Here is a 19,443-nt window from a genome sequence, read left to right on the forward strand (position 1 = left end):
TTGGGGACAACGTGGGGACATCGGTACCCGGAGAGTGCCCGCGAGGAGCTGCGGTTCAGGTCTGCCGTCTGCTGTGGGTCGAGGTGTTCGCTGTGGCGATCCGACGTGATCAATTCAGTGGATCTGAACAGAACGACCACATATGTTACCTCCGATTGGCCGAACCGTCGGCGCCTGACCAGCGCCTGACGACGGGCGGCCGAATTCTACGGAGGGGAAGACAAGTTGAAGAGAAAGACTGTCCGTCGCGCTGCCCGGACGGGCGCTATAGCCCTGCTCACTGTGGCGGTTGTGGCCGGAACCGCTGCCGGTGCGTTCGCGGCCGACGGGGCACGGACGACGGGCGCGGGCACCGGACCACAGATCGTCAGCTCGTCCGAATACGCCAAGGAAGGCGGCGTTGATCCTCAGTCCATGGCACCCATCGGGGAAGTCGCTCCCGCCCACGGGGCCGGCGTGGAGAAGCTCACTGACCTGCTGACGAACACGACCCGGCTCGACCTCTTCCAGGCGCCCGGCGTGGAGGAGTACGAAAAGGTCGGTCAGACGCTCACGTTCAGTCTCGGCGACGGGAACGTCGAGCACCCGCTCAACATCACACGCCTGACCGTCCACGGGGACGTGCCGTCGTCGGTCCTCTCGGCCGAGGGTGACGAGATGAGCACGAGCACACTGCCCGACGGCAGCCAACTGCTGACCGCCGTGGGCAAGGAGGGCACCAGGGTCAGCACCCTGTCCAAGGACGGCCTGCTGACGCTGTGGGAGGCGCCGCTCACCTCCGCGCAGAACACCTACAGCACGGAGGACCTAGTGCGTTGGGCCACGACGGTCGACGAGCGGGGAATCACGGCTTCGCACGCGCCGGGTCTCACCGCTGCCCGGGCCGAGCCCCACTGCCAGCTCACCAAGAGCAGGAAGCCCTACCTGCACGGGGGGTACACGCACATCCAGGCCGAGGCCGCGATGCTCTGCGATCAGAGGGGCAAGGGGAACTTCGAGTCTTCGCTGCGCCAGTACCAGGGGCTCGGTATCTGGAAGACCAAGGACGTCGCGGGCTACACCAACGAGCAGGGCCAGAACTTCCCGGTCACCCTGCACTTCGAGTGCTCACGGCTCACCACCAGTGGCTGGGTGTACCGGAGCGACATAGGCAACGCGACGCTGCGCAACGCCAACGGCTACTGGGGAGACCACAACGTCCATTCGGAGACGGCTACGATCCACTGCGCGTAGATCGCTGTTCCCTGACGCTGTCCGCTTCCAAGCGGTACGCCGGTGACGGACCGCCGTCGCTGTACCGAAACTGATCGAGCGGCGTAGGGTTTGCGGCAGTGATATCGCGCATGCCAACAGTCCATGTGACGCACCGACCAGGCGCAAGCCAGTGAATGGGGAACGGGTGGAAAACGAACGACGCCGCCCCGATTCGGCGGACCTCGTCGTGGCCGGGTGCGGCTGGCTCCTGATCGTGGCCGTCATCGCCATGCCCGGACTCATCCTGAACGACGGACCCCTGACGGCGTACATGGCCGTTGTGGGCGGGGTGATCGGGTTCTTGTGGGCGCGCAGGAGGCTGTACCGCTGAGGGTGCTGTCCCGTCAGGGAGGCGCTACACGTGGTGCGGCCGTTTGCCGACCGGGCGCTGAACGAGTTGACGATGCAGTTGCTCACCAAGGCGCACGGCGATGGCGACGAGGTGTCGGGGCGGATCTCGCGTTCGATCGCCCTCTGAACCAGCGCCATGGGGCGGCAAATCGAAGGCCCTGACATGTCGACGATCTTGGACTCGCCCTATCTGCGAGTCAGAGGTAGTCCTCCAGGCGTGCCACTGCGAAGCCCTGCTCCTGGATATGCCGCAGCATGTTCGCCGTCATCTCGGTCATCGAGTGACCCTTGAGCTGTCCGGGGCCACGGAAGTGGGCCAGGATGATGTCGCCCGCGTGGAGTTTCTTGTCAGGACGCTGGTATTGCATGTTGGCGATCTGCATGGACTCGCGCCACAGCACGAGCGCCTCGATTCCGCACTGCCCGGCTGCGGTGCGGGTGTTCTCGTTCCAGTTGCCGTAGGGCGGTCGCATGAGACGCGGGACGCTTCCGTACTCCTTGCCGAGCTTGGTCTGCTGGCCGCAGATCTCCTCGTGCTGCGCGGCCGCGCCCTTGGCGCGCAGATTGGGATGGGTCAGCGTGTGGTTCTGAATCTTGTTCCCGAGCTGCTGCAGCGGCTTGAAGTAGCCGTAGTCGGAACTGATGATCGAGTCAGTCAGGAACATAGTGAAGGGGACCTTGAGTTCGCGCATCATTCTCACGAACTTGGGGTCTTTCTCGGCGCCGTCGTCGAAGGTGATGAAGACGACCTTGTCTTTGGTGGGTATGTCACTGATCGCCGGCACCGGTTCGCCCGCCCGGCGCTTTACGGGCTTGACCTTCGGTGGGGCGGGCGGCGAGGCGAGGGGCTTGAGGCCCCAGGCGCTGAAGGCCGCGGCGCTTGCGACGGGGGCCTTGCCTCCGGCCCGGGTGGACCCCGACGGGCGAACGGAGCTCGAAGCGGCAGGCTTTACCGCATGGACGGCCGCCGCACAGCCCGATATGAGCAGGGTCCCGATGAGCGCCAGCCCTGCGATTTTCTTGTTCACCCGAGAACTCCAAGTCCCGAACGCATCTTCTATGGCGTCCTGCTTGACGGAAGGCGCTGCCACGGGGTTCCAGCAGGCCGGTGTGACGTGAGCACGCGGAGGACTCTGCGTCTCGATTCCGCAAGTCGTAAGCATGCGGGTGCGAGTTGATCGTCCGTGCGGTCATTGTTCTGCCCTGCGGCCGCGGGGATGGAGTGGCTGTCGATGCAGCCGAAGGTGTCGACGTACACGTGAACGTGGCTCTGGCCAGGTTTTCGGATGCTGTTGGTGATCACCACTTGATGGCGTGAAGCTGGCCGGTCCCCTACCCATTGATCTGGTTGTGGTGGTCCGCTGGCGAGAACGGGGCGGAACGAGCAGTCGGAGCGGTGACCGCGATGACGATGGGGATCGGGTTCGGGGTGGGTGATCCCGCCGTTGACGGCGCGTATGGCACGGGCGAGCAGTTCCGGGTCCGGATAGCGGAAGGCAATTGGGCAGACCGACTGCTGGCCGTGATGGTTGATCAACTCGCGGGAGTTCTGATCAACGGCGGATCTGATGATCAAGGGGACGCCTGACGGCCAGGACTGCCTCTGCGACGGGCTCAAGGGCCATCCCGACGCTGTGGAGGGCGTCTGGCCTCGCACGATTGTTCAAACGTGTGTGGTTCACCTGCTGCGGAATTCGTTCCTTTATGCCGCCCGTCAGGACTGGGACAAGGTCGGCGAGGCCCTCAAGCCTGCCTACACCGCACCCAGCGAGGATGCGGCGACGGAGCGGTTCTTGGAGTTCCAGGAGTCCTGGGGTCAGAAGTACCCGGCGATCGTGAAACTGTGGTCGGACGGCTGGGCCGAGTTCGTGCCCTTCCTCTCCTTCGACGTCGAGATACGCAAGGTCATCTGCAGCACGAACGCGATCGAGAGCGTCAATGCCCGGATCCGCAAGGCTGTCCGCGCCCGCGGAAATTTCCCCAACGAGGCCGCCGCCCTCAAGTGCGTCTACATGGCGCTGATGAGCCTGGACCCGACGGGGAAGGGCCGCAAGAGGTGGACCATGCGCTGGAAGGCGCCGTGCAACGCCTTCCGGAGCGCCTTCAAGGGCGGCTGGCCCGGAACAACAGCTGACCACTCAACAACCAAGATCAGCCGTTGAATTGACACACACCACGTCGGCAGATCCGTGAAACAGCGCCTATCCGCCGTTGGCGGACTGGCCGTTCAAGGCCGCCCCAGGTCCACCGGGGTGGACGTGGCGTTCGGCGGAGGAGGGAGGACGATCGGGGGCTGGCCGGCGGGCGGGACCGGCGGGGTCATGTCCGACTTGGGCAGCTTCGGCGGGGTGGTCTGTTTGAACAGCGTGGTGTCGAAGTCGACCAGGCCGGTCTTCTCCATCACCGTGATGTGATCCAGGACGGTGTCGTTGGCCTGGTCGGCCAGGGCGCGCACCAGCGTGTTCTTCGTCGTTGAGCGGATCTTTGCCACGGTGTTGAAGATCGAACCGTGTGTCTGGCGGAGAATGTTGGCGAAGTCGATGTCGAACTGCTTGCCGCTGTCCGCCTTGAGGGTGATGACGAAACCTTCCTGCTGCGGACTGGCCACGTTGGGCAGCGTCACGTTCAGCATCGGCGCGATCTTGCGGCAGGTCTCGTCCAGCGCCGCGTGCCCGTCGATCAGATGCTGACTGGCGGTGAGGACCCCCTTGCTCTGCCCCTTCTGGAGCCCGATCTGCCCCACCGGGTGCTCCCATAGACCGGCTGCGCGCACCGCCACCACGAAGGCCCGGTCACCCTCGGTCAACGGCCCCCACTGGGTGTTGGCGATGATCCGGTCGTTCGAGGTCGACACGGTGTCAACTCCGAGCATCGACGGGTAGATCAGCGCGCCAAGTGTCAGGACCAGCGCGCCCCCTACGAAGATACCGCCCACCATGTTCAGCGAACGCTGCACCGTTCCTCCTGCCCGTCAACATATCCGCCGATCCGTCATCGCCCGACTGGGCGGACGAAGAGCATTACGCGCGCGGTGCCGTTCAGGTTCATCCGGCCCGGAAAAAGGGGTCATGAACGGCGCACGGGGAAGGCGTGAGTATGCGGGACGACGGCACGCGGCGTCTTCGGATGTTCCCGGTGTCAGGCGGGTTCTGGGAGAGGACGGCCGGGCAGTGTGGGTGTCCTGCGGCGCGACCAGGAGCTGTGGTTCCGCCCCACCGCTGTCCCGCGTGGAGACTGCGGCGACCAGGCCCGGGGTACGCAGGGGCTCGGGACACCCGCTCGACCCGACCTTCGACACCGCGCTGGAGAGCGTCGCCTGTGATGTCCGGCGCTTCCGTTCCTGGGGCTATGAGCTGATCAAGCATGACTTCTCGACGTACGACGTCTTCGGCCGGTTCGCCGCCCGAACTCGCCGAGCCGGGCTGGGCCCTGGCCGTCCGTTCGCTGACCAACGCGGAGATCCCCGTATGCCTCTACCGCACGATCGCCGACGCGGCCGGCCCCGCCGTCGTGATCGGCTGCAACACGGTCGGCCACCCGGCCGCCGGTCTGGTGCAGGTGCAGCGTACCGGCGACGACACCTCGGGCCGACAGTGGGAACGGACCCGCAGGATGGGCGTGAACACGCTCGCCTTCCTGCTGGCCCAGCACAACCGCCTCTTCGTACTCGACGCGGACTGTGTCCCGTGCACACCGCAGACCGACTGGGCTGTGAACCGTCAGTTCCTCGACGTCGTGGCCCGTTCGGGCACCGCGCTCTTCGTCTCCGTGGACCCGGCCGCGCGCGACGACCACAATGACCGCGATCTCACCCAAGCGGTCCGTACCGCCCTCGACGGCGGCACTCCGGGCGGTGTGGAACCCTTGACTGGCAGTGGACCACTGCGCCACGGCGTTGGCGCTCGGCCGGCGGCACGCTCACCTACGACTGGGGACACGACTGGGGCGCGTGGCCCCTGGCGGTGTGAGTGCTGTGCCGACAGGGCATCAGCGGCTGTGGACGGTCACGTAATTTCGTGACCGTCCACGAGTGAGCCTCCAGTCGAGCGCCAATGGCGGACACCCGCACCAGCGGACGGTGCGGTGGGCTCCTCGTACCATGCACATCAGGGCCCCGCATGCGTGGAACAGACCCGGCCGGGCCGGCGCCACCGCCTCCGGGTGTCCGAAGGAGCCTACGACCGCAGCGGCCGATCGCCGACACTCGTCGGCAGGACAGCCGCGCCTCTGCCTCTCCGTTCAGGCGCCCAGGCTCGGGGCAGCTTCTTCGGCCGGCAGACCTCGGGCGGTGACGAGGCGGGCACTGCCGTCAGCCAGGCGGTAGGAGAGGCCCACCACGGCCGTCTGTCCGGTGGTGACCTGGTCGGCGAGTACCCGGGAGCGGTCCAGTAGGAGGTCGACGGTGTGCCGTATGTGCTCGGCGATGATGTCGTCGTCGTGGGTAAGTCCGGCGGCGCGGGCGGCCAGGACGCTGGGCGTGACGCGCTCGACGACGTCGCGCACGTATCCGGTGGCGCCCAGTCCGTCAGTCAGGGCGGCACGGGTCGCCGCGACCGCGCCGCACGAGTCGTGGCCCAGCACGACGACCAGCGGGCAGTCCAGGACGCTCACTCCGTACTCGATGCTGCCCAGCACTTCGGGCCCGGCCACGTGGCCTGCGGTGCGGACCACGAAAAGGTCGCCCAGGCCCCGGTCGAAGATGATCTCGGCGGCCAGGCGGGAGTCGGAGCAGCCGAAGAGCACGGCGAACGGGCGTTGGCCGGGTGCGGTGGCGGCGCGGCGCGCGGCGTCCTGATTCGGGTGCTGCGGGTCTCCCGCGACGAATCGCTGATTGCCGGTCAGCAGCAGGTTGAGGGCTTCGGACGGTGTCAGGTGCGGGGTCTCAGCCATGGCCGCAGGTTACGTCCAGGCCCGGGCGCATCGCAGCGCAGGCGGCCGCCACGCCGGGCGCGAGTGCGACCGCCGGAGACCGGGCACCGGGCGTTGTGGCGCCGGGCATGCCCAGACGTGCTGAGGCTGCGGCTTCCAGCGCCAGCATCAGCGCTCGGCGAGTCCGTTCTCCCTGGCAGGGGCAATTGCCACCGGTCAGCGCGCCGCCGACATGCTGTTCACCATGCACTGTCACGCTGTCCCCAACGAGGCGATTGCGTTCATGACGCTCGCCGATCGGGTGATTTCGGTAGGCCGGGTGTGCGGCCTTGTTCCCTCACCGGGCCGGGTCAGGAGCCGTCCTGCAGGTCGGGGACCACGGTGCTCAGGCGCTCGGCGCTGATCGCGCCCGCACGCTTGAGGATGGGGGCCGGGCCGGTGAGGTCCACGATTGAGGAGGCGACGGCGGCCGCGGTGGGTCCGCCGTCCAGGTAGACGGTGACCGAGTCGCCGAGCATGTACTGGGCGGCGTCGCAGTCCTGCGGGGACGGGTGTCCGGTCAGGTTGGCGCTGGAGACTGCCATCGGCCCGGATCGGGCCAGCAGATCAAGTGCCACAGGGTCGGACGGCATCCGGACGGCGACCGTGCCGTGGGTCTCGCCGAGGTCCCAGGTCAACGATGTCCGGTGGCGGGCGACGAGGGTCAGCCCGCCCGGCCAGAACGCTTCCACCAGAGCCCAGCCTGCATTGGGGAAGTCGGTGACCAGTTCGTGCAGGGCATCTGGGGAGGCGACGAGCACTGGTGAGGGCATGGCGCGGCCCCGGCCCTTGGCCTGCAGCAGACCGTCCACGGCCGCGGGGTTGAAGGCGTCGGCCCCGATGCCGTACACGGTGTCCGTGGGGAGCACCACCAGCTCACCTCGGCGCACCGCCAAGGTGGCTGCGCGCAGCCCGTCGGCCCGCCCGGAAACCGTGGAGCAGTCATACCGACGCGCCATGGCTGTACTTCCTCCCACCGGCCCTTGAGCCCTCACCTGCCACGAAGCGCGGCATGGGTCCGAACGTGGGCGCAGCCGACGCGGCCGGCACGTGGTCGACGACCAGTTCGTCCGGGCGCTGACGAGCTGCGAATGCGTCTCTGGGGCAGTCCCTTGCCCTCCGGGACAGACTCCATGACGGTGGCTGAGACGTGTATCTCTGCTCCAGGAGCAGGGCAGTCTCTGATGCGTCGTTCGGAGTGCACGGATGCTTGGAGGGCTTGTGAACATAGCCGCACTGCTCGTGTCGGTCGGTGCTCTGCTGGTGTCAGGCGCGGCTTCGTATCGTCAACTGAGGCTGGCTGGGCACGCCAACACTCTGCCCGTTCTGGTCGAACTGTTTCGGGAGCACAGAAGCGACCACCTGGCGGAAGCACGCTGGTTTGTGCACCAGGAGCTGCCTGGTCGCGATGTTTCGGAGGGTCTGCACAGCCTGACTCGCGAAGAGCTGAAGCTGGTAAGGGATTTAGCATGGTTTTACGACAACCTGGGAGCTCTTGTAGCTCACGGAATCGTCGACATTGGCCCAGTCTCTGGGTACCTGGGCGGCTCCGTGATCTCCACCTGGGAGAGTATGGCGCCACTAGTAACTGCTCATCGCGCTCGAAGGAGTGCGGCCGGACGGGATGAAGGCGCCGAGTGGCAGGGCTACTACGAGAATCTCTATCACTTGGTGAAACGGAATCCGCCTGCCGCTGTGCGCAACCGACTTGAGCGATGGACCTTGAACGCCTCAGCTCCCCCTCGGAATTGAAAGAGATCGGAGCTACATCAGCGCGCGAGCGACGACAGCGGTGCCTTGTACTGCTCGGGACGGCTCGTGAACAGGAGTTGGCACAGTTCCTCGCGTTGAAAGTTAAGCTGTCGGGGCTGGCCGCCCGAGATGAGTCGCCGTCTCGCGGGCCCATGGGTGTTGCCGGGGCAACCCATCGGGAGAAGATCTTCCTGTGAACCGGCCCCTACCGCAGTTGCCGAAGCCCGAGTTCGTCTTGATCCGCGTCGAGGCCACTCCCGAGGTGCCGGCCCAGATTGCTGTCCTTCTTGGTGGGACTGGCGTCCCAGGTGGGTTGATCGGATACGAGTACCGGCCGCTGAGTGAGCCGGTGTTCCTCGCGGGGATCGGTGAGCGGGGGCTGGTCGCCGTCGCGACGAGTGGTCTGTTCGGACGCATCGCCCTCGACGTGGCCACTGGTCACGTGGTGCAGATTCCCAAGATCGACTCAATGATGGCCAGTCACGTGAACAGTGACCTTGGCTCCTTCAACCGATGCGTCGCGGCGGTGATCGCGTGCTTCCCGTTCTATGCGGACCGCGACGAGGACGGGTACGAGGAGGTGGCGGAAGAGCTTCGTGATCTCATCTCTGGCATCGACGAGACCGCTCTCGTGCACAACGGGTTCTGGGAGACGTTCTGCGACGACGTGGCGATAGGGGACTATACGGACTGGGATACGTGACCAGGCAGCGATCCCCGACTTCGGTCAGCCGTCCAGACGCAGGCCGGTGGCTGCGATGCAGCCGCCGGTGCCGGAAAGTTCCCAGATCGCCACGGTGGACGCGCCGACGAACGCCTCACCGCCCCCACATCCTGGTGGGCCATCGCCGTCCTGACCGGCATCGCGATGGCCTTGATCTTCCTGCCGTACGGCCTGGTCGCCGCGCTCATCGCCCTCGTCGCGGGCACCTGCCTGGCCGGCCTCTTCGTCAGTTCCCAGGGCTCGCTGCGGATCCGGGTCACCGGCGAGCCGCTGGTCGCCGGTGACGCCCGCATCCCGCTGAAGGCGCTGGGTGAAGCGCAGGTGCTCGAGGGAGAAGAGGCGCGAGCCTGGCGCACGTACAAGGCGGACATGCGGGCGTTCATGCTGATGCGCAGCTACATCACCACGGCGGTGCGCGTCGAGGTCATCGACCCCGACGATCCCACCCCTTATTTCTACCTTTCCACCCGCACGCCCGACCGGCTCGCCGAGGCGATCCGCGCCTCGGTCTGACCGGCGGAGGCCGACAGGGAATGATGGGCGACCGTGCCAGATGATCGTGTGACCGCACTCGACGGCCGGACCGCGGACCAGCGGCCCGGCCGGGCGGGAGCATGCGTCCGGGCGGGTATGTTCGCGCTCGTCGGAAGCGTGCTCGCGGCCTTCGGCCATCACGCGGTCGTCGAGGGCCCGGTGCCGTGGCCGCTCGTGACTGCCTTCACTGCCGCGCAGTTCGCCGCGGTCTGGCCGCTCGCCCGGCGCCGTTCCACGCTGCCCGCGACCGTGGTGTGCACCCTCGCCGCGCAAGGCGCGCTGCACGCAGCGTTCACCCTGACCGGGAGTGCCCATCACGCACGGAGTGCCCACGCTGCCCGTGCCGCGAGCGGCTGGCACCACTCCATGGCCGTCGGGGACGGGCACGCCTGGCACGACGCCGGCTCGGCCATGACGATCGTCCATGTCGTTGCCGCGCTGGCGGTCGCCTGGCTGCTTCACCGGGCCGACATGGCGATGGCGGCGGCGCTGGCCACTGTCCGCATGGTGCACCGGGCGACTCAGGCGTTCGTGCGCTGGGTGCTGCCGACCGTCACAACCGTCCTGGACAGCTTGCTCCTTCGCCAGCTGGCAACGGGGCGCCCCGTCGGCTTCTTCGAACTCCCGGCATTGGAAGGGACTCAGGTCCTGAGGTACGCGGTGGTGCGCAGGGGCCCACCGCGCGATCAGTGATCCCGCCAGTCCTCTCATCCGGGCCCCGGCCACTTCGGCGTGCCCGGCTTCCTCAGCAAGGAGTTCGTCCATGTCCCTGCGTCACCATGCCCGTACACCGCGCCGTATCGCGCTCGTCGGCGCCGCCGCTCTCGCGGCCACCCTCGCCATGACCGGAACGGCCTTCGCCCACGCGGAGGTCGAGGCAGACAAGCCCCAGGCCCTGGCCGAGAACGTCACGCTCAGCTTCGTCTCCGAGGCCGAGTCCAACTCCGCGGGATTCAGCCAGCTGCGCATCGTGCTGCCCGAAGGCATCGTTCCTGGTGACGTGAGGCTGGGCGAGGCGCCCAAGGGGTGGAAGCTCAAGGCCACCGACGACGGATACACCGTCGGCGGCCCCGCACTGAAGGCCGGGGTCGACGCCGAGCACAAGATCAAGATCCGGCAGCTGCCGGAGGCGAAGGAGATCGCGTTCAAGACTGTCGAGACGTACAGCGACGGCAAGATCTCGCGCTGGATCGAAATGCCCACCGGTGGGGAGGAGCCCGAGCAGCCCGCGCCGGTCCTGAAGCTGGAGGCGGCGGCCCCGGGTGCCAAGACGGTCAGCCCGAGCCCGACCGAGAGCACGACGCCCAGCACAGCCGCCTCCACATCCTCGGCCGCCGTGACCGAGACGGATGCTTCACAGGCCGCCAGTGACACGGCCGCCGACAACGAGGACGGCATGTCCTCCGGTGCCGTGGCCGGTGTGGTCGTCGTCGTCCTGCTCGTCCTCGGCGGCGGCGCGTGGTGGCTGGTCAAGCGACGGGCCGCCTCGTCCGAGAGCTGACGTTCACCGCCGTTGCCCGGGGGCGGAAACGCCTCAGGGCAACGCCCAGCACGCTGCCGTGAACGCTTTTGTGCCGACCGGCGTCACAGTGGTGACCGACACCGAGGAGTCACCATGACCACCGGACGTTCCCGTCCTCGTTATGTGTCCGCCGACGCACTGGTCGGGGCACTGCTGTGCGCTGCCACCGCCTGCGGCTCCTCGACGTCCTCAGGATCCGCCGAGGCGAACGAGCCGAAGACCACCTGGGAAGAGCCCGCCTCGTACGCCTACACGCTGACGTCGACCACCCAGGTCCTGGCGGGGACCTTCCGGGTGAAGGTCCGGGACGGCAGAGTGACGGAGGCGGTCGGCGTCGACGCGGACAGTCGGCGTCAGGCGCAGGAGCTGCCTGCCGAAGTGCCCACCATCGGCGAGCTGTTGAGGAGACTCAGGAAGGCCCGAAGCGAAGACGCCGACACAGCGGAGGCGGATTACGCGGCGGACGGGCGCCCGGTGCGGATCTCTCTGGACTGGGACAAGAACGCCATCGACGACGAAGCCCTGTACGTCATCAGCTCCTACGAGCCGAACTCCGGCTAGTGCGGCGCGCCGCAGATGGCTCCCATCCGCAGATTTCAGCGGCCGTCCCGCTCGGCCCCCCGTGACCCACCTCATCGTGGGCCGAGGGCCCTGCCCGTGTCACCTGCCCCGTGACCGGCGAGCGGCTACAAGGTCACAACGAGGGCGCAACGTGTGGGTGGCGACGCTGTGGCTCGACGTGCATCGTCCCTACCATCCGGGGTGTAGGGGGTAGTGGCAGCGACTCCCCGGGCAGGAGGGGGGGCTCTATGCGGTCGACCATTTCACGGACGGAAATACGGCGCTTCGTCGGAATCATCGCGGTAGGCCTGACCCTGATCGCGACATCAGGGTGCACGGTCCCCGCCGACGCAGTCGCTGGCATCTCCATGACCGACGACGGCCATCTGCTCGGCGTCATGATGGTCTGTGGGCATCAGATCGACGGCGCGACCCTCTACGTGGACAGCGACGACGCCAACAGCGCGGTGACGGTCGGTTCATGGACCGCCGACCGCCCCCTCAAGGCCGGTCTCACCACCTGGCCCCTCGATTCTCCGGCCGTCGGCTGGGCAACGACCAAAGCTCTCACTCGGCTCAACGCCAAGACCACCTATGCCTTCTACGGGGGGACCAAGGACAACTCGTGGTCGTCGAGCAGCGTCTCCTTCACCTTGGCCGACCGTGATCGGCTCACCCCGGGAATGGTCCGCTACGACGACATCTCGGCAGACGGCGACGAGTCCGCAGCCACCGTCTCCCTGGCGGAGTTCAAAGCCAGGGCCTGCAAGAACAGGTAACGGGTCAGTTCGGCGGCGGCTGGATGGTCATGGTCTTGGAGACGGTGACCTGGTCGATCTCGGTCACGCGCACCGTGACGTTCACGGTCCAGGTGCCGGGCAGCGGAATCCGCAGGCGATCGGCGGCCCAGTAGCCCTTCCGGTCGGCGAGTTTGGCATCGAGCGGGCCGATCTTCTGGGCGCGCTGAGTGAGGGTGAGCCGGAGTTCCGGGACGGTGGAGATGCCCGCGTCGGGCCCGTACACCACGGCCTCGACCGTGTTGTCGCCGACCTGCCCCGGCGCGAATGTGATCTGCACCGTGCCATGACCGTTCGGGGTACCGAGGTCGAAGGGAACCATCACCACCTTGGCCGGGGGCTGCTGAGCTGCGGCGGCCACGGCGGCGCTCTGCGCGGCGGCCCGGCTGGGCTGGGTCCCGGTGAGCATGGTGGTGATCGCCAGGACCACGACTCCGAGTACGGCCTCGATGGCGACCGAACGGCGCAGGCCGCGCCGGTGCCGTTCGGTCGCGGACGGGGAACCGGGCAACAGAGCGGGGCTGTCGGCAGGGTCACACGGAGAGGGCGGTCCGGCGCTGTCCGTACCCTCGACGGTGTCGCTGTCCGAGGAGCCACCGGCGCCGACGCGCTGCGCCACCGGTAGGCGCTGAGGTGCGACCACGGGGGCTTCCGCCTGCTGCTGCTTGTCGCTGAGCTGCGCGGTCCAGCTCCGGGAGAACGCCGCCGCGGTCAGCACCAGGACAACGGCGGCGACCTTGAGGGTGAGGAGCTTGCCGTACTCGGTGGCGGAGAGGGCGTCCCAGGAGCCGACCTGCCGCCAGGACTGGTACACGCCGGTGGCGACGAGCACGGCGACCGCGCTGAAGGCCAGCCGGGAGAAGCGTGCGACCGCGGCCGCCGGGAGCACGGTGTCGGCGGGGGCCCGGTACAGAGCGAGCGCCAGTGCGACGAGACCACCCAGCCACACGGCCATGGCCAGCAGGTGCAGTACGGCGACGGGTATCGCCAGCGGGACCTGGATCCCGGCGGAGGCGTGCTCGGCAGCTGCCCAGGTGAGGGCCAGGCCCACGGCGAACAGCGCCCCCAGGCCGCGCATTCCGATTCCGGACCGCGCCTCCCCGGGCGGCGGATCGGTTGCGACGACACGGCTGCTCGGCGACGTCCCCGTCAGCGAAGCGGCGGAGACGGGCGCATAGGGCCGCATGCTGTCGGCGGTGCGGTGGAGGCGGGCCGTGAACAGCGGCAGGAGGACTCCCACTGCGGCGAGCAGCAACAGCCGCGCGGCCAGAGCCATCCCGGCCCTGCCCGTGACGGTCCCGCCCATGAGCGTCAGGTCGAACACTGCTGTGAGACCTCGGCCGGTCTCGTACGGGCCGCGCAGTACCAGCAGGATTGCGGTCGACGCGAACAGCGTCGCCCAGCCGGCCAGCAGCAGTTTGCGCAGCGGGCGCAGACCAACGCCCCCGGGCCAGCAGACGAGGACGAATACTGCGACGCCGATGAGCAGGGCGAGGCCGCCATAGGCGACGTAGCGGAAGAGGTTGTAGAGGCGGGACGCGGCGGTGTCGTCCGGGGACTTGGTCGGCAGTGCGGCGGTGGTGGCGGATGGTGTGCCGATGGAGAAGGTGAACGCGCCGGAGATCGGGTGGCTGTCGGAGGAGACGACGCGCCAGGCCACTGTGTAGGTGCCCTCCGGCAGCTTGCCGCTCAGCATCACCCGGGCGGTGTCCGCCTTTCCGCCCGCGTGCGTGACCGTGCCGCGGTCGACGCGCTCGTTCTTCGGGGACAGGACGCGCAGGGAGCCGTCGGAGAGGCTGACGGATTCGGTGAAGGCGAGCGTGACTTGGCTCGGAGCCGTCTTGAGGACGGAGGCGTCGGCCGGTTCGGACCGGGTGAGACTGGCGTGGGCGGAGGCGGGTCCGGCACCGCCGAGAAGGAACGTGAGCACCGTGCCGACCAGGAGCAGAGCGGTCAGTGGTGTCCTGGGGCGGCGCGGTGCCGAGGGCATGAAGCAAGCCTCCAGATCGGTGGGGGGTATGCGACGGGTGGGCGGCCCGCCGCTACGGCGCGCTCGGGGCAGGGGTGGGGCCCATGCCGTGCAGTTCCTGGATGGTCCCGCCGAGCTTGTCGCGGAACCCTTCCAGCATCTCCGGCTTCGCGACGCTGACGATCCAGCGTGAGCCCACGAGGTACTTGCCCCCGTACATGGCGGCGCTGTCGAGCCAGGTCTGCTTGTACTCCTCCTCCGGGAAGGTGGTGATGAGGTAGTCGACCTTCTTCGTGTGGCACAGGCCCTGGCGCAGTTCCTCCGCCTCGATGCGGATCTTGGCCTTGCAGCCGGTCAGGTTGGCGATCACCTCGACCTTCGCGGGTGCCACAACACCAGCTGCGGGGGCGGCAGTCACCGAGGCCCTTGCCCGCTTGCGCTCCGCGGCGTCGTCGTCCTCGCCTCCGCTGCACGCCGTGGCCAGCGGGAGGAGGGTCAGGCTGCCGGCCAGTGCGGCGCCGCGCACCAGGCGGCCAGTGTTCAAAGTGCGTCCGGTGCGTCCTCGTGGTGGCTGCTGAAGCACGTGCCTCTCCGTCTCCGCGTTTCCGCGCTGTTCTGCCCGCACGAGCGGCCGGGCGTACGACAAGGGGTACGGGTGAGCGCTGGGGGTCGTTCACCCCGTATGTCACCGTGAGTCCGTGAGGCGGCAGGGACGCCGCCTCACGGACTCACGCTCATGCCGAGGCGTGGGTGCGCTCGGGCTGAACGGTGTGTGCGTTGTGCTGGTCCGCCCAGTTCTGCAGGGCGCTCATGCAGGCGTGGTCGAGATGCCGCAGGCCGGCGAGGTTGAGCTCGATGGGCCGGTGGGCGGGCAGTTGTTCCAGGGTGTCGAGGATGTGCGGCAGGCGCAGGAAGGTCGCATGCCCGCGGATCCGCACGCGTACCGCGCCGGTTCCGTTGTCGTCGACGTCGATGTGGACGTGCGAGGTCTCCCAGGCCGCCTTCACGACGGCGAGGAGCAAACCGATGAGGACGCCCTCGAACATGTTGGTGGCGAGGATTGCGCCCGCGGTGATCACGAGCACCACGGCCTCTCCGCGATGATCGCGCCACAGCGGCCCGAGTTCCCTGACGGGGAGCAGCTTGAAGCCCGCATGGATGAGGACACCGGCCAGCGCGGCGGTTGGGATCATGCCGAGCGCGCCGGGGAGCAGAGCGGCGAACAGCAGCAGCCACACGCCGTGCAGGACGCGGGAGACCTTGGTGCGGGCGCCGGCCTGGACGTTGGCGGCGCTGCGGACGATCACCGCGGTCATCGGCAGCGCGCCGAGCAGCCCGCACACGGTGTTGCCCGCGCCCTGGGCCATCAACTCCTTGTCGTAGTCGGTCTTGGGGCCGTCGTGCAGCCGGTCGACCGCAGCCGCGCTGAACAGCGACTCGGCGGAGGCGATCAGCGTGAACGCGACGATGGTGGTCAGCAGGCCGATGTCCGCCAGCTTTCCGAAGTCGCCGAGGGCGGGTGGCTGGATGGCCTGCATCAGGCCGCTCACCTCGACGCGGACGACGGGCAGGTCGAAGGCAACCGTGGCCAGGGTGGCCGTGCCCACGGCGACGAGCGGGCCGGGCAGCATCTGTGCCTTGCCCGGCAGCCGCTTCCACAGCGCCATGATCACGATGGTTCCGGCGCCGATGCCGACCGCGGTGAGCGCCTGGCCGGAGCCGAGCACGTCGGCCGCCAGGCCGGGCAGCCCGGCCACGTTGGACGTTCCGCTGCCTGGTGCCTTGCGGTCGGCGAGCGTGTACAGCTGTCCGGCGATCAGCACCAGGCCGATTCCGGTGAGCATGCCGTGCACCACGGACAGGGAGATCGCCCGGAAAAGGCGGCCCAACCGCAGGGCGCCCAGGCCGAGTTGGAGGAGACCCGTGGCGAGGACGACGACGCCGAGGGCGGGCAGACCGTACTCCTGCACGGCCGTGAGGACGAGCACGGTCAGACCTGCGGCGGGGCCGCTGACCTGGAGGCTGCTGCCGGGCAGGAACCCGGTGACCAGGCCGCCGACGATGCCGGTGATCAGGCCGAGTTCGGCCGGCACGCCAGAGGCGACGGCGACGCCCACGCACAGCGGCAGGGCGACGAGGAAGACGACGACGGATGAGGTGAAATCAGTGCGCAGGGCGCGCCTGAGGGAGGAGATCTGCGAAGTCATGGCGTTCTCTCGGGTGGGGGAAGGAACGTCGCGCGGATCGCGACCGGAGCGTACGGGTGTGGGGTTGTCGGCTCCGGTCACAGGGGCTTGAAGGCTCGGCTGCCCGGCGCGCAGGCCAGGACCTCGCCGGTCTCGACGGTGTAGAACCAGGCATGCAGCCGCAGTCGCCCGGAGGCGATGCGACGGGCCACGCCCGGGTAGCTGCGCAGGTGTTCCAGCTGGGTCAGGACGTGCTGCTGGGTGACGGCGGTGGGGTCCTCGCCGAGGCCCTGGGTCTGCCACGGCTCGTTCGCGGTGGGGCGGTGCTCGGCCGAGGACAGCCAGCGGCGCAGCAGCGGCATCAGCTGGACGGTCTGCTCGCGCATCAGTCCCTGGACGGCCCCGCAGTGGGAGTGTCCGCAGACGATGATGTCGGGCACCTGCAGGGCCTGGAGGGCGAATTCGAGGGATCCGGCGACGCCGCAGGCCGCGTGAGGCCGGTAGCGCGGGACGATGTTGCCCGCGGTGCGCAGTTCGAAGATGTCCCCGGGGCGGGCGCCGGTGAACAGCGAGGGGATCACCCGGGAGTCGGAGCAGGAGATGAACAGGGCCTGGGGCTTTTGCCCCCGGGCCAGCCGCTCGAACTCCTCCTGCTGGTCGGCGATCGTCTTGGGGAACGTACGGGCGTGCTCGATGAGCGATTGCATGGTCGACCTCGTGCTCTTCGTAGAACCGGAAAGGGCGCGAAGGGTGCGTGCTGGCCAGCCGGGCATGACGCGCCGGGCCGCGTCGAGCGGCCGCCGGGCTCAGAGTGGAGCTGTGTCTGCCGGCGTGTCAGAGGGCGTGCAGCACGCGGCCGATCAGCAGCGGAATGTCTGCAGGGTGCTGGGTGTGGGCGCGATGCCGGCGCCCGGGTTCCAGGAGTCTCTCGCCGTACGCGGCTGTGCGCTGCCTGGAGCGGCGGGGGTGTCGACTGGTTCGTCGCCCCTGGTGTCGTCAAGGGCCGGCGGCTCGGCGAGGGGCTGGGCCACGCGGGGCGGCCGGGCGAGGGCATCGGCCGCCGCCTCGTGGTGCGCCGTGCCTGCACCCGCCCGCGACAGCGCGGACGCCGGGCCGTGCAGCTTCCTGCCCTCCGACTCGACGGCCGGTGCCATCACGGACACCGTGCGGGGAGCGGCGAAGGGGTGGTGCGGTGTGGCGAAGTGCAGGAGCACGGCCGCAGCCAGCAGCACGATGGCCGCTGCCGCTCGCCGTATCACCACTGGACTCCCCATACTCTGCTGTCGCCGACGCCAAAACGTTACCGGCCGAAGTCCTCTGGCCATGGTGAACTCCCGGGTTGAAAAGGTGAGATGGCCAACACCGCGCCCCGCATTGCACGAGCAATCACCTGGTTGGTTTGGGCTTGCCCCATGTAGGGCGCGGATGAGGCCGGGGCGCGCGGGGTGCTAGCCGAAGAGCGTGGCGCGACGGCGCAGCGCGACGGCGAGAAGCTTCCGTGATCGCCACGCGGCTTTGGAGGGCGATGGCGCGGACGCGGGCGGAGCGACCTGACCGGTGTGCGTCGTGGCCTTGAGAGCGGGTGTCTCCGTGGACGGGGCGTGGGCTCGGGTGATCTCGGCGCGTACGAGTGCGCCGATGGCGGCGTAGACATCCATGGGCATGGCGAAACTCCTGCGGTGCTGTCACTGGGGGAGAGGGGTCCGCAGGTCGCAGTCACACCCCGGGGCCGGGAAACGGGCGGGATCGTGACGTGCGGCCTGGGTCTCTCAGCAGCGCAGGACGGCCGACCCGGATGACGTGCCGGGCGTCGTGGAGAGTGCGGCGCCGGACGCCGCGTCGGACGCCGAGTGATCTGCCCCGGCTCCGGGAGTCACGTCGGTCACCGCATGGGCGGAGGAGAGATCGGCAAGCTGGCGTGGCCCGTAGGCGGAGGCGTCGCAGGACTGTGAGGCGTCGTCGCCGTCCTGGTGCCCCTTTGCGCCCGCCCCGTTGAGCACGGGGGCCGTAGCCAGATCGCAGGCATGCGCCCTCGCGGCGGCGGCACGCTGCCGGCAGCCGTCCAGGTCCAGGGCGGCGAGATGCGAGGGTCCGGGGCTGAACATCGCATGCAGCAGTGCAAGGAGGGCGAGCAGGACGACAGCGCACTGGCCGCAGCGTGCCGCGGGCCTGGTGTCGCTGACCGACTGCCGCATCCGTGTCTCCTCACGCTGTTCCTGCCAGAGAACCCCGTCAGGGTCGGTGACCGCACCTCGAAGGGGGTGATCGAGGACCGGATTCACCCGATTCAGTGATCTGTCGTCCTTGGTGATCTGGGTAGTACAGAGCCCGGATATCAGGTGATCGCGAGGTTCGGGAGGGCGTGGGCGGATGCCTGGCCAACCCGGCAACGCCGCTCCAGCATGCACTTTACGTACATGATCAATTACTGTCTGCGTCTATGAGGGCTTGGCTGGTACGCCGCAGCCCCCGGTCCGTGTCACGGACCGGGGCGGCACTCGTGGTGCTACTGACCACGCTGGTGCACGTGCTGGCGTGCGCGCACGGTCCCACCCCGACAGGGGTCGGCGGCGTCGACACCATCCTTGCCACCTCCACCGCGAACCACGGGCACACCGCGGCGCTGACCGGCAATCCGACCGCCGAGGAACCAGACCCCGCCGAGGGCAGTCAGGCCCAGTGCTGGGACACGGACGAGCCGACGGTGCAGCCGCAGCGTGACATCGCCCCGGCCGCCGAAGCGTTCCCGTGCGCACTCCCCGTCGAACGCATTGACGCGCTGCCCAGCGTCGTACAGGGGCGACCACCCTGGCCCCCGCTATCCGCAGACTCCTCCGTGCAACAGGAGCGGGCTCGCCTGGGCGTGTGGCGGACCTGATCGATCC

21 protein-coding genes and 2 pseudogenes are annotated in these 19,443 nt (G+C 68.5%); 12 read left to right on the top strand and 11 right to left on the bottom strand.

Going from position 1 to position 19,443, the window contains the following annotated elements; translation table 11 throughout:
* The first annotated feature begins 414 nt into the window (after positions 1–414).
* Both ACFVWD_RS25305 and ACFVWD_RS25310 read left to right on the top strand, forming a co-directional pair.
* A complete protein-coding gene (locus ACFVWD_RS25305; RefSeq protein ID WP_389599158.1) occupies positions 415–1,233 on the top strand; it encodes a hypothetical protein in 819 nt (272 codons plus the stop codon).
* Positions 1,234–1,399: 166 nt separating this feature from the next.
* Entirely contained in the window at positions 1,400–1,585 is a 186-nt protein-coding gene (locus ACFVWD_RS25310; RefSeq protein WP_060900808.1) for a hypothetical protein, read from the top strand.
* Positions 1,586–1,802: 217 nt separating this feature from the next.
* On the opposite strand, the gene ACFVWD_RS25315 is transcribed toward ACFVWD_RS25310, so the two are convergent.
* Complete coding sequence (locus ACFVWD_RS25315; RefSeq protein WP_389599207.1) at positions 1,803–2,633, bottom strand: polysaccharide deacetylase family protein; 831 nt, start codon at positions 2,631–2,633, stop codon at positions 1,803–1,805.
* 368 nt (positions 2,634–3,001) lie between these two features.
* On the opposite strand from ACFVWD_RS25315, the gene ACFVWD_RS25320 reads away from it, so the two are divergent.
* Positions 3,002–3,193: a hypothetical protein gene (locus ACFVWD_RS25320; protein ID WP_389599160.1), complete on the top strand. Its 192-nt coding sequence runs from the start codon at positions 3,002–3,004 to the stop codon at positions 3,191–3,193.
* A gap of 13 nt (positions 3,194–3,206) precedes the next feature.
* Positions 3,207–3,767: pseudogene (locus tag ACFVWD_RS25325) on the top strand (transposase); the annotation flags it as partial.
* A gap of 65 nt (positions 3,768–3,832) precedes the next feature.
* On the opposite strand, the gene ACFVWD_RS25330 reads toward ACFVWD_RS25325, so the two are convergent.
* Positions 3,833–4,543 carry a DUF4142 domain-containing protein gene (locus tag ACFVWD_RS25330; RefSeq protein ID WP_389599209.1) on the bottom strand — a complete coding sequence of 237 codons (711 nt, stop codon included), beginning with the start codon at positions 4,541–4,543 and terminating at the stop codon, positions 3,833–3,835.
* 425 nt (positions 4,544–4,968) lie between these two features.
* Here ACFVWD_RS25330 and ACFVWD_RS25335 point away from each other — a divergent pair, with 425 nt between their 5' ends.
* Positions 4,969–5,625, top strand: coding sequence for a hypothetical protein (locus ACFVWD_RS25335; protein ID WP_389599162.1), 657 nt, complete (start codon positions 4,969–4,971; stop codon positions 5,623–5,625).
* 219 nt (positions 5,626–5,844) lie between these two features.
* Here ACFVWD_RS25335 and ACFVWD_RS25340 read toward each other — a convergent pair whose 3' ends face one another.
* Entirely contained in the window at positions 5,845–6,495 is a 651-nt protein-coding gene (locus tag ACFVWD_RS25340; RefSeq protein WP_389599163.1) for a carbonic anhydrase, read from the bottom strand.
* Between the two features lie 329 nt (positions 6,496–6,824).
* Positions 6,825–7,472 carry an L-threonylcarbamoyladenylate synthase gene (locus ACFVWD_RS25345; protein ID WP_389599165.1) on the bottom strand — a complete coding sequence of 216 codons (648 nt, stop codon included), beginning with the start codon at positions 7,470–7,472 and terminating at the stop codon, positions 6,825–6,827.
* Positions 7,473–8,479: 1,007 nt separating this feature from the next.
* Between ACFVWD_RS25345 and ACFVWD_RS25350 the strand changes: the two genes are divergently transcribed.
* From ACFVWD_RS25350 to ACFVWD_RS25375, 6 genes and pseudogenes are all read left to right on the top strand, one after another.
* A complete protein-coding gene (locus tag ACFVWD_RS25350) occupies positions 8,480–8,968 on the top strand; it encodes an SUKH-4 family immunity protein (protein ID WP_389599166.1) in 489 nt (162 codons plus the stop codon).
* Positions 8,969–9,073: 105 nt separating this feature from the next.
* Positions 9,074–9,502 (top strand): annotated as a pseudogene (locus ACFVWD_RS25355) (DUF3093 domain-containing protein); the annotation flags it as partial.
* 48 nt (positions 9,503–9,550) lie between these two features.
* On the top strand, positions 9,551–10,216 hold the full coding sequence (locus ACFVWD_RS25360) for a hypothetical protein (RefSeq protein ID WP_389599168.1): 666 nt from the start codon (positions 9,551–9,553) through the stop codon (positions 10,214–10,216).
* A gap of 70 nt (positions 10,217–10,286) precedes the next feature.
* Entirely contained in the window at positions 10,287–11,024 is a 738-nt protein-coding gene (locus ACFVWD_RS25365) for a DUF1775 domain-containing protein (RefSeq protein WP_389599170.1), read from the top strand.
* A 114-nt stretch (positions 11,025–11,138) separates the two neighbouring features.
* The gene (locus tag ACFVWD_RS25370; RefSeq protein WP_389599172.1) at positions 11,139–11,606 is read left to right on the top strand and encodes a DUF6174 domain-containing protein; all 468 of its coding nucleotides are present in this window, start codon (positions 11,139–11,141) and stop codon (positions 11,604–11,606) included.
* 248 nt (positions 11,607–11,854) lie between these two features.
* Positions 11,855–12,385 (top strand): hypothetical protein, encoded by a 531-nt coding sequence (locus tag ACFVWD_RS25375; protein WP_389599174.1) that lies wholly within the window; start codon positions 11,855–11,857, stop codon positions 12,383–12,385.
* Positions 12,386–12,389: 4 nt separating this feature from the next.
* Here the strand turns inward: ACFVWD_RS25375 and ACFVWD_RS25380 are convergent, their stop codons facing one another.
* The 7 genes from ACFVWD_RS25380 to ACFVWD_RS25410 form a co-directional block, all read right to left on the bottom strand.
* Positions 12,390–14,393, bottom strand: coding sequence for a copper resistance CopC/CopD family protein (locus ACFVWD_RS25380; RefSeq protein WP_389599175.1), 2,004 nt, complete (start codon positions 14,391–14,393; stop codon positions 12,390–12,392).
* A 52-nt stretch (positions 14,394–14,445) separates the two neighbouring features.
* On the bottom strand, positions 14,446–14,916 hold the full coding sequence (locus tag ACFVWD_RS25385) for a hypothetical protein (protein WP_389599177.1): 471 nt from the start codon (positions 14,914–14,916) through the stop codon (positions 14,446–14,448).
* A gap of 190 nt (positions 14,917–15,106) precedes the next feature.
* A complete protein-coding gene (locus ACFVWD_RS25390; protein ID WP_389599179.1) occupies positions 15,107–16,579 on the bottom strand; it encodes a SulP family inorganic anion transporter in 1,473 nt (490 codons plus the stop codon).
* 77 nt (positions 16,580–16,656) lie between these two features.
* Entirely contained in the window at positions 16,657–17,265 is a 609-nt protein-coding gene (locus ACFVWD_RS25395) for a carbonic anhydrase (protein ID WP_389599181.1), read from the bottom strand.
* 153 nt (positions 17,266–17,418) lie between these two features.
* Entirely contained in the window at positions 17,419–17,820 is a 402-nt protein-coding gene (locus ACFVWD_RS25400) for a hypothetical protein (protein WP_389599182.1), read from the bottom strand.
* A 186-nt stretch (positions 17,821–18,006) separates the two neighbouring features.
* Positions 18,007–18,222, bottom strand: coding sequence for a hypothetical protein (locus ACFVWD_RS25405; protein ID WP_389599184.1), 216 nt, complete (start codon positions 18,220–18,222; stop codon positions 18,007–18,009).
* 105 nt (positions 18,223–18,327) lie between these two features.
* Positions 18,328–18,753, bottom strand: a complete 426-nt coding sequence (locus tag ACFVWD_RS25410) for a hypothetical protein (protein ID WP_389599186.1) — start codon at positions 18,751–18,753, stop codon at positions 18,328–18,330.
* Between the two features lie 281 nt (positions 18,754–19,034).
* Between ACFVWD_RS25410 and ACFVWD_RS25415 the strand changes: the two genes are divergently transcribed.
* Entirely contained in the window at positions 19,035–19,436 is a 402-nt protein-coding gene (locus ACFVWD_RS25415; protein WP_389599188.1) for a hypothetical protein, read from the top strand.
* Positions 19,437–19,443: the final 7 nt, after the last annotated feature.

It is taken from the genome of Streptomyces sp. NPDC058086 (genome assembly GCF_042885015.1).
Taxonomy (GTDB): domain Bacteria; phylum Actinomycetota; class Actinomycetes; order Streptomycetales; family Streptomycetaceae; genus Streptomyces.

Excerpts from the sequence above, each read along its gene's own strand:
- ACFVWD_RS25395 (WP_389599181.1), bottom strand. The coding sequence starts at position 17,265 with ATGCAATCGCTCATCGAGCACGCCCGTACGTTCCCCAAGACGATCGCC.
- ACFVWD_RS25305 (WP_389599158.1), top strand. The coding sequence starts at position 415 with ATGGCACCCATCGGGGAAGTCGCTCCCGCCCACGGGGCCGGCGTGGAG.
- ACFVWD_RS25410 (WP_389599186.1), bottom strand. The coding sequence starts at position 18,753 with ATGCGGCAGTCGGTCAGCGACACCAGGCCCGCGGCACGCTGCGGCCAG.
- ACFVWD_RS25375 (WP_389599174.1), top strand. The coding sequence starts at position 11,855 with ATGCGGTCGACCATTTCACGGACGGAAATACGGCGCTTCGTCGGAATC.
- ACFVWD_RS25365 (WP_389599170.1), top strand. The coding sequence starts at position 10,287 with ATGTCCCTGCGTCACCATGCCCGTACACCGCGCCGTATCGCGCTCGTC.
- ACFVWD_RS25405 (WP_389599184.1), bottom strand. The coding sequence starts at position 18,222 with ATGCCCATGGATGTCTACGCCGCCATCGGCGCACTCGTACGCGCCGAG.
- ACFVWD_RS25335 (WP_389599162.1), top strand. The coding sequence starts at position 4,969 with ATGACTTCTCGACGTACGACGTCTTCGGCCGGTTCGCCGCCCGAACTC.
- ACFVWD_RS25345 (WP_389599165.1), bottom strand. The coding sequence starts at position 7,472 with ATGGCGCGTCGGTATGACTGCTCCACGGTTTCCGGGCGGGCCGACGGG.
- ACFVWD_RS25370 (WP_389599172.1), top strand. The coding sequence starts at position 11,139 with ATGACCACCGGACGTTCCCGTCCTCGTTATGTGTCCGCCGACGCACTG.
- ACFVWD_RS25390 (WP_389599179.1), bottom strand. The coding sequence starts at position 16,579 with ATGACTTCGCAGATCTCCTCCCTCAGGCGCGCCCTGCGCACTGATTTC.
- ACFVWD_RS25330 (WP_389599209.1), bottom strand. The coding sequence starts at position 4,543 with ATGGTGGGCGGTATCTTCGTAGGGGGCGCGCTGGTCCTGACACTTGGC.
- ACFVWD_RS25380 (WP_389599175.1), bottom strand. The coding sequence starts at position 14,393 with ATGCCCTCGGCACCGCGCCGCCCCAGGACACCACTGACCGCTCTGCTC.
- ACFVWD_RS25340 (WP_389599163.1), bottom strand. The coding sequence starts at position 6,495 with ATGGCTGAGACCCCGCACCTGACACCGTCCGAAGCCCTCAACCTGCTG.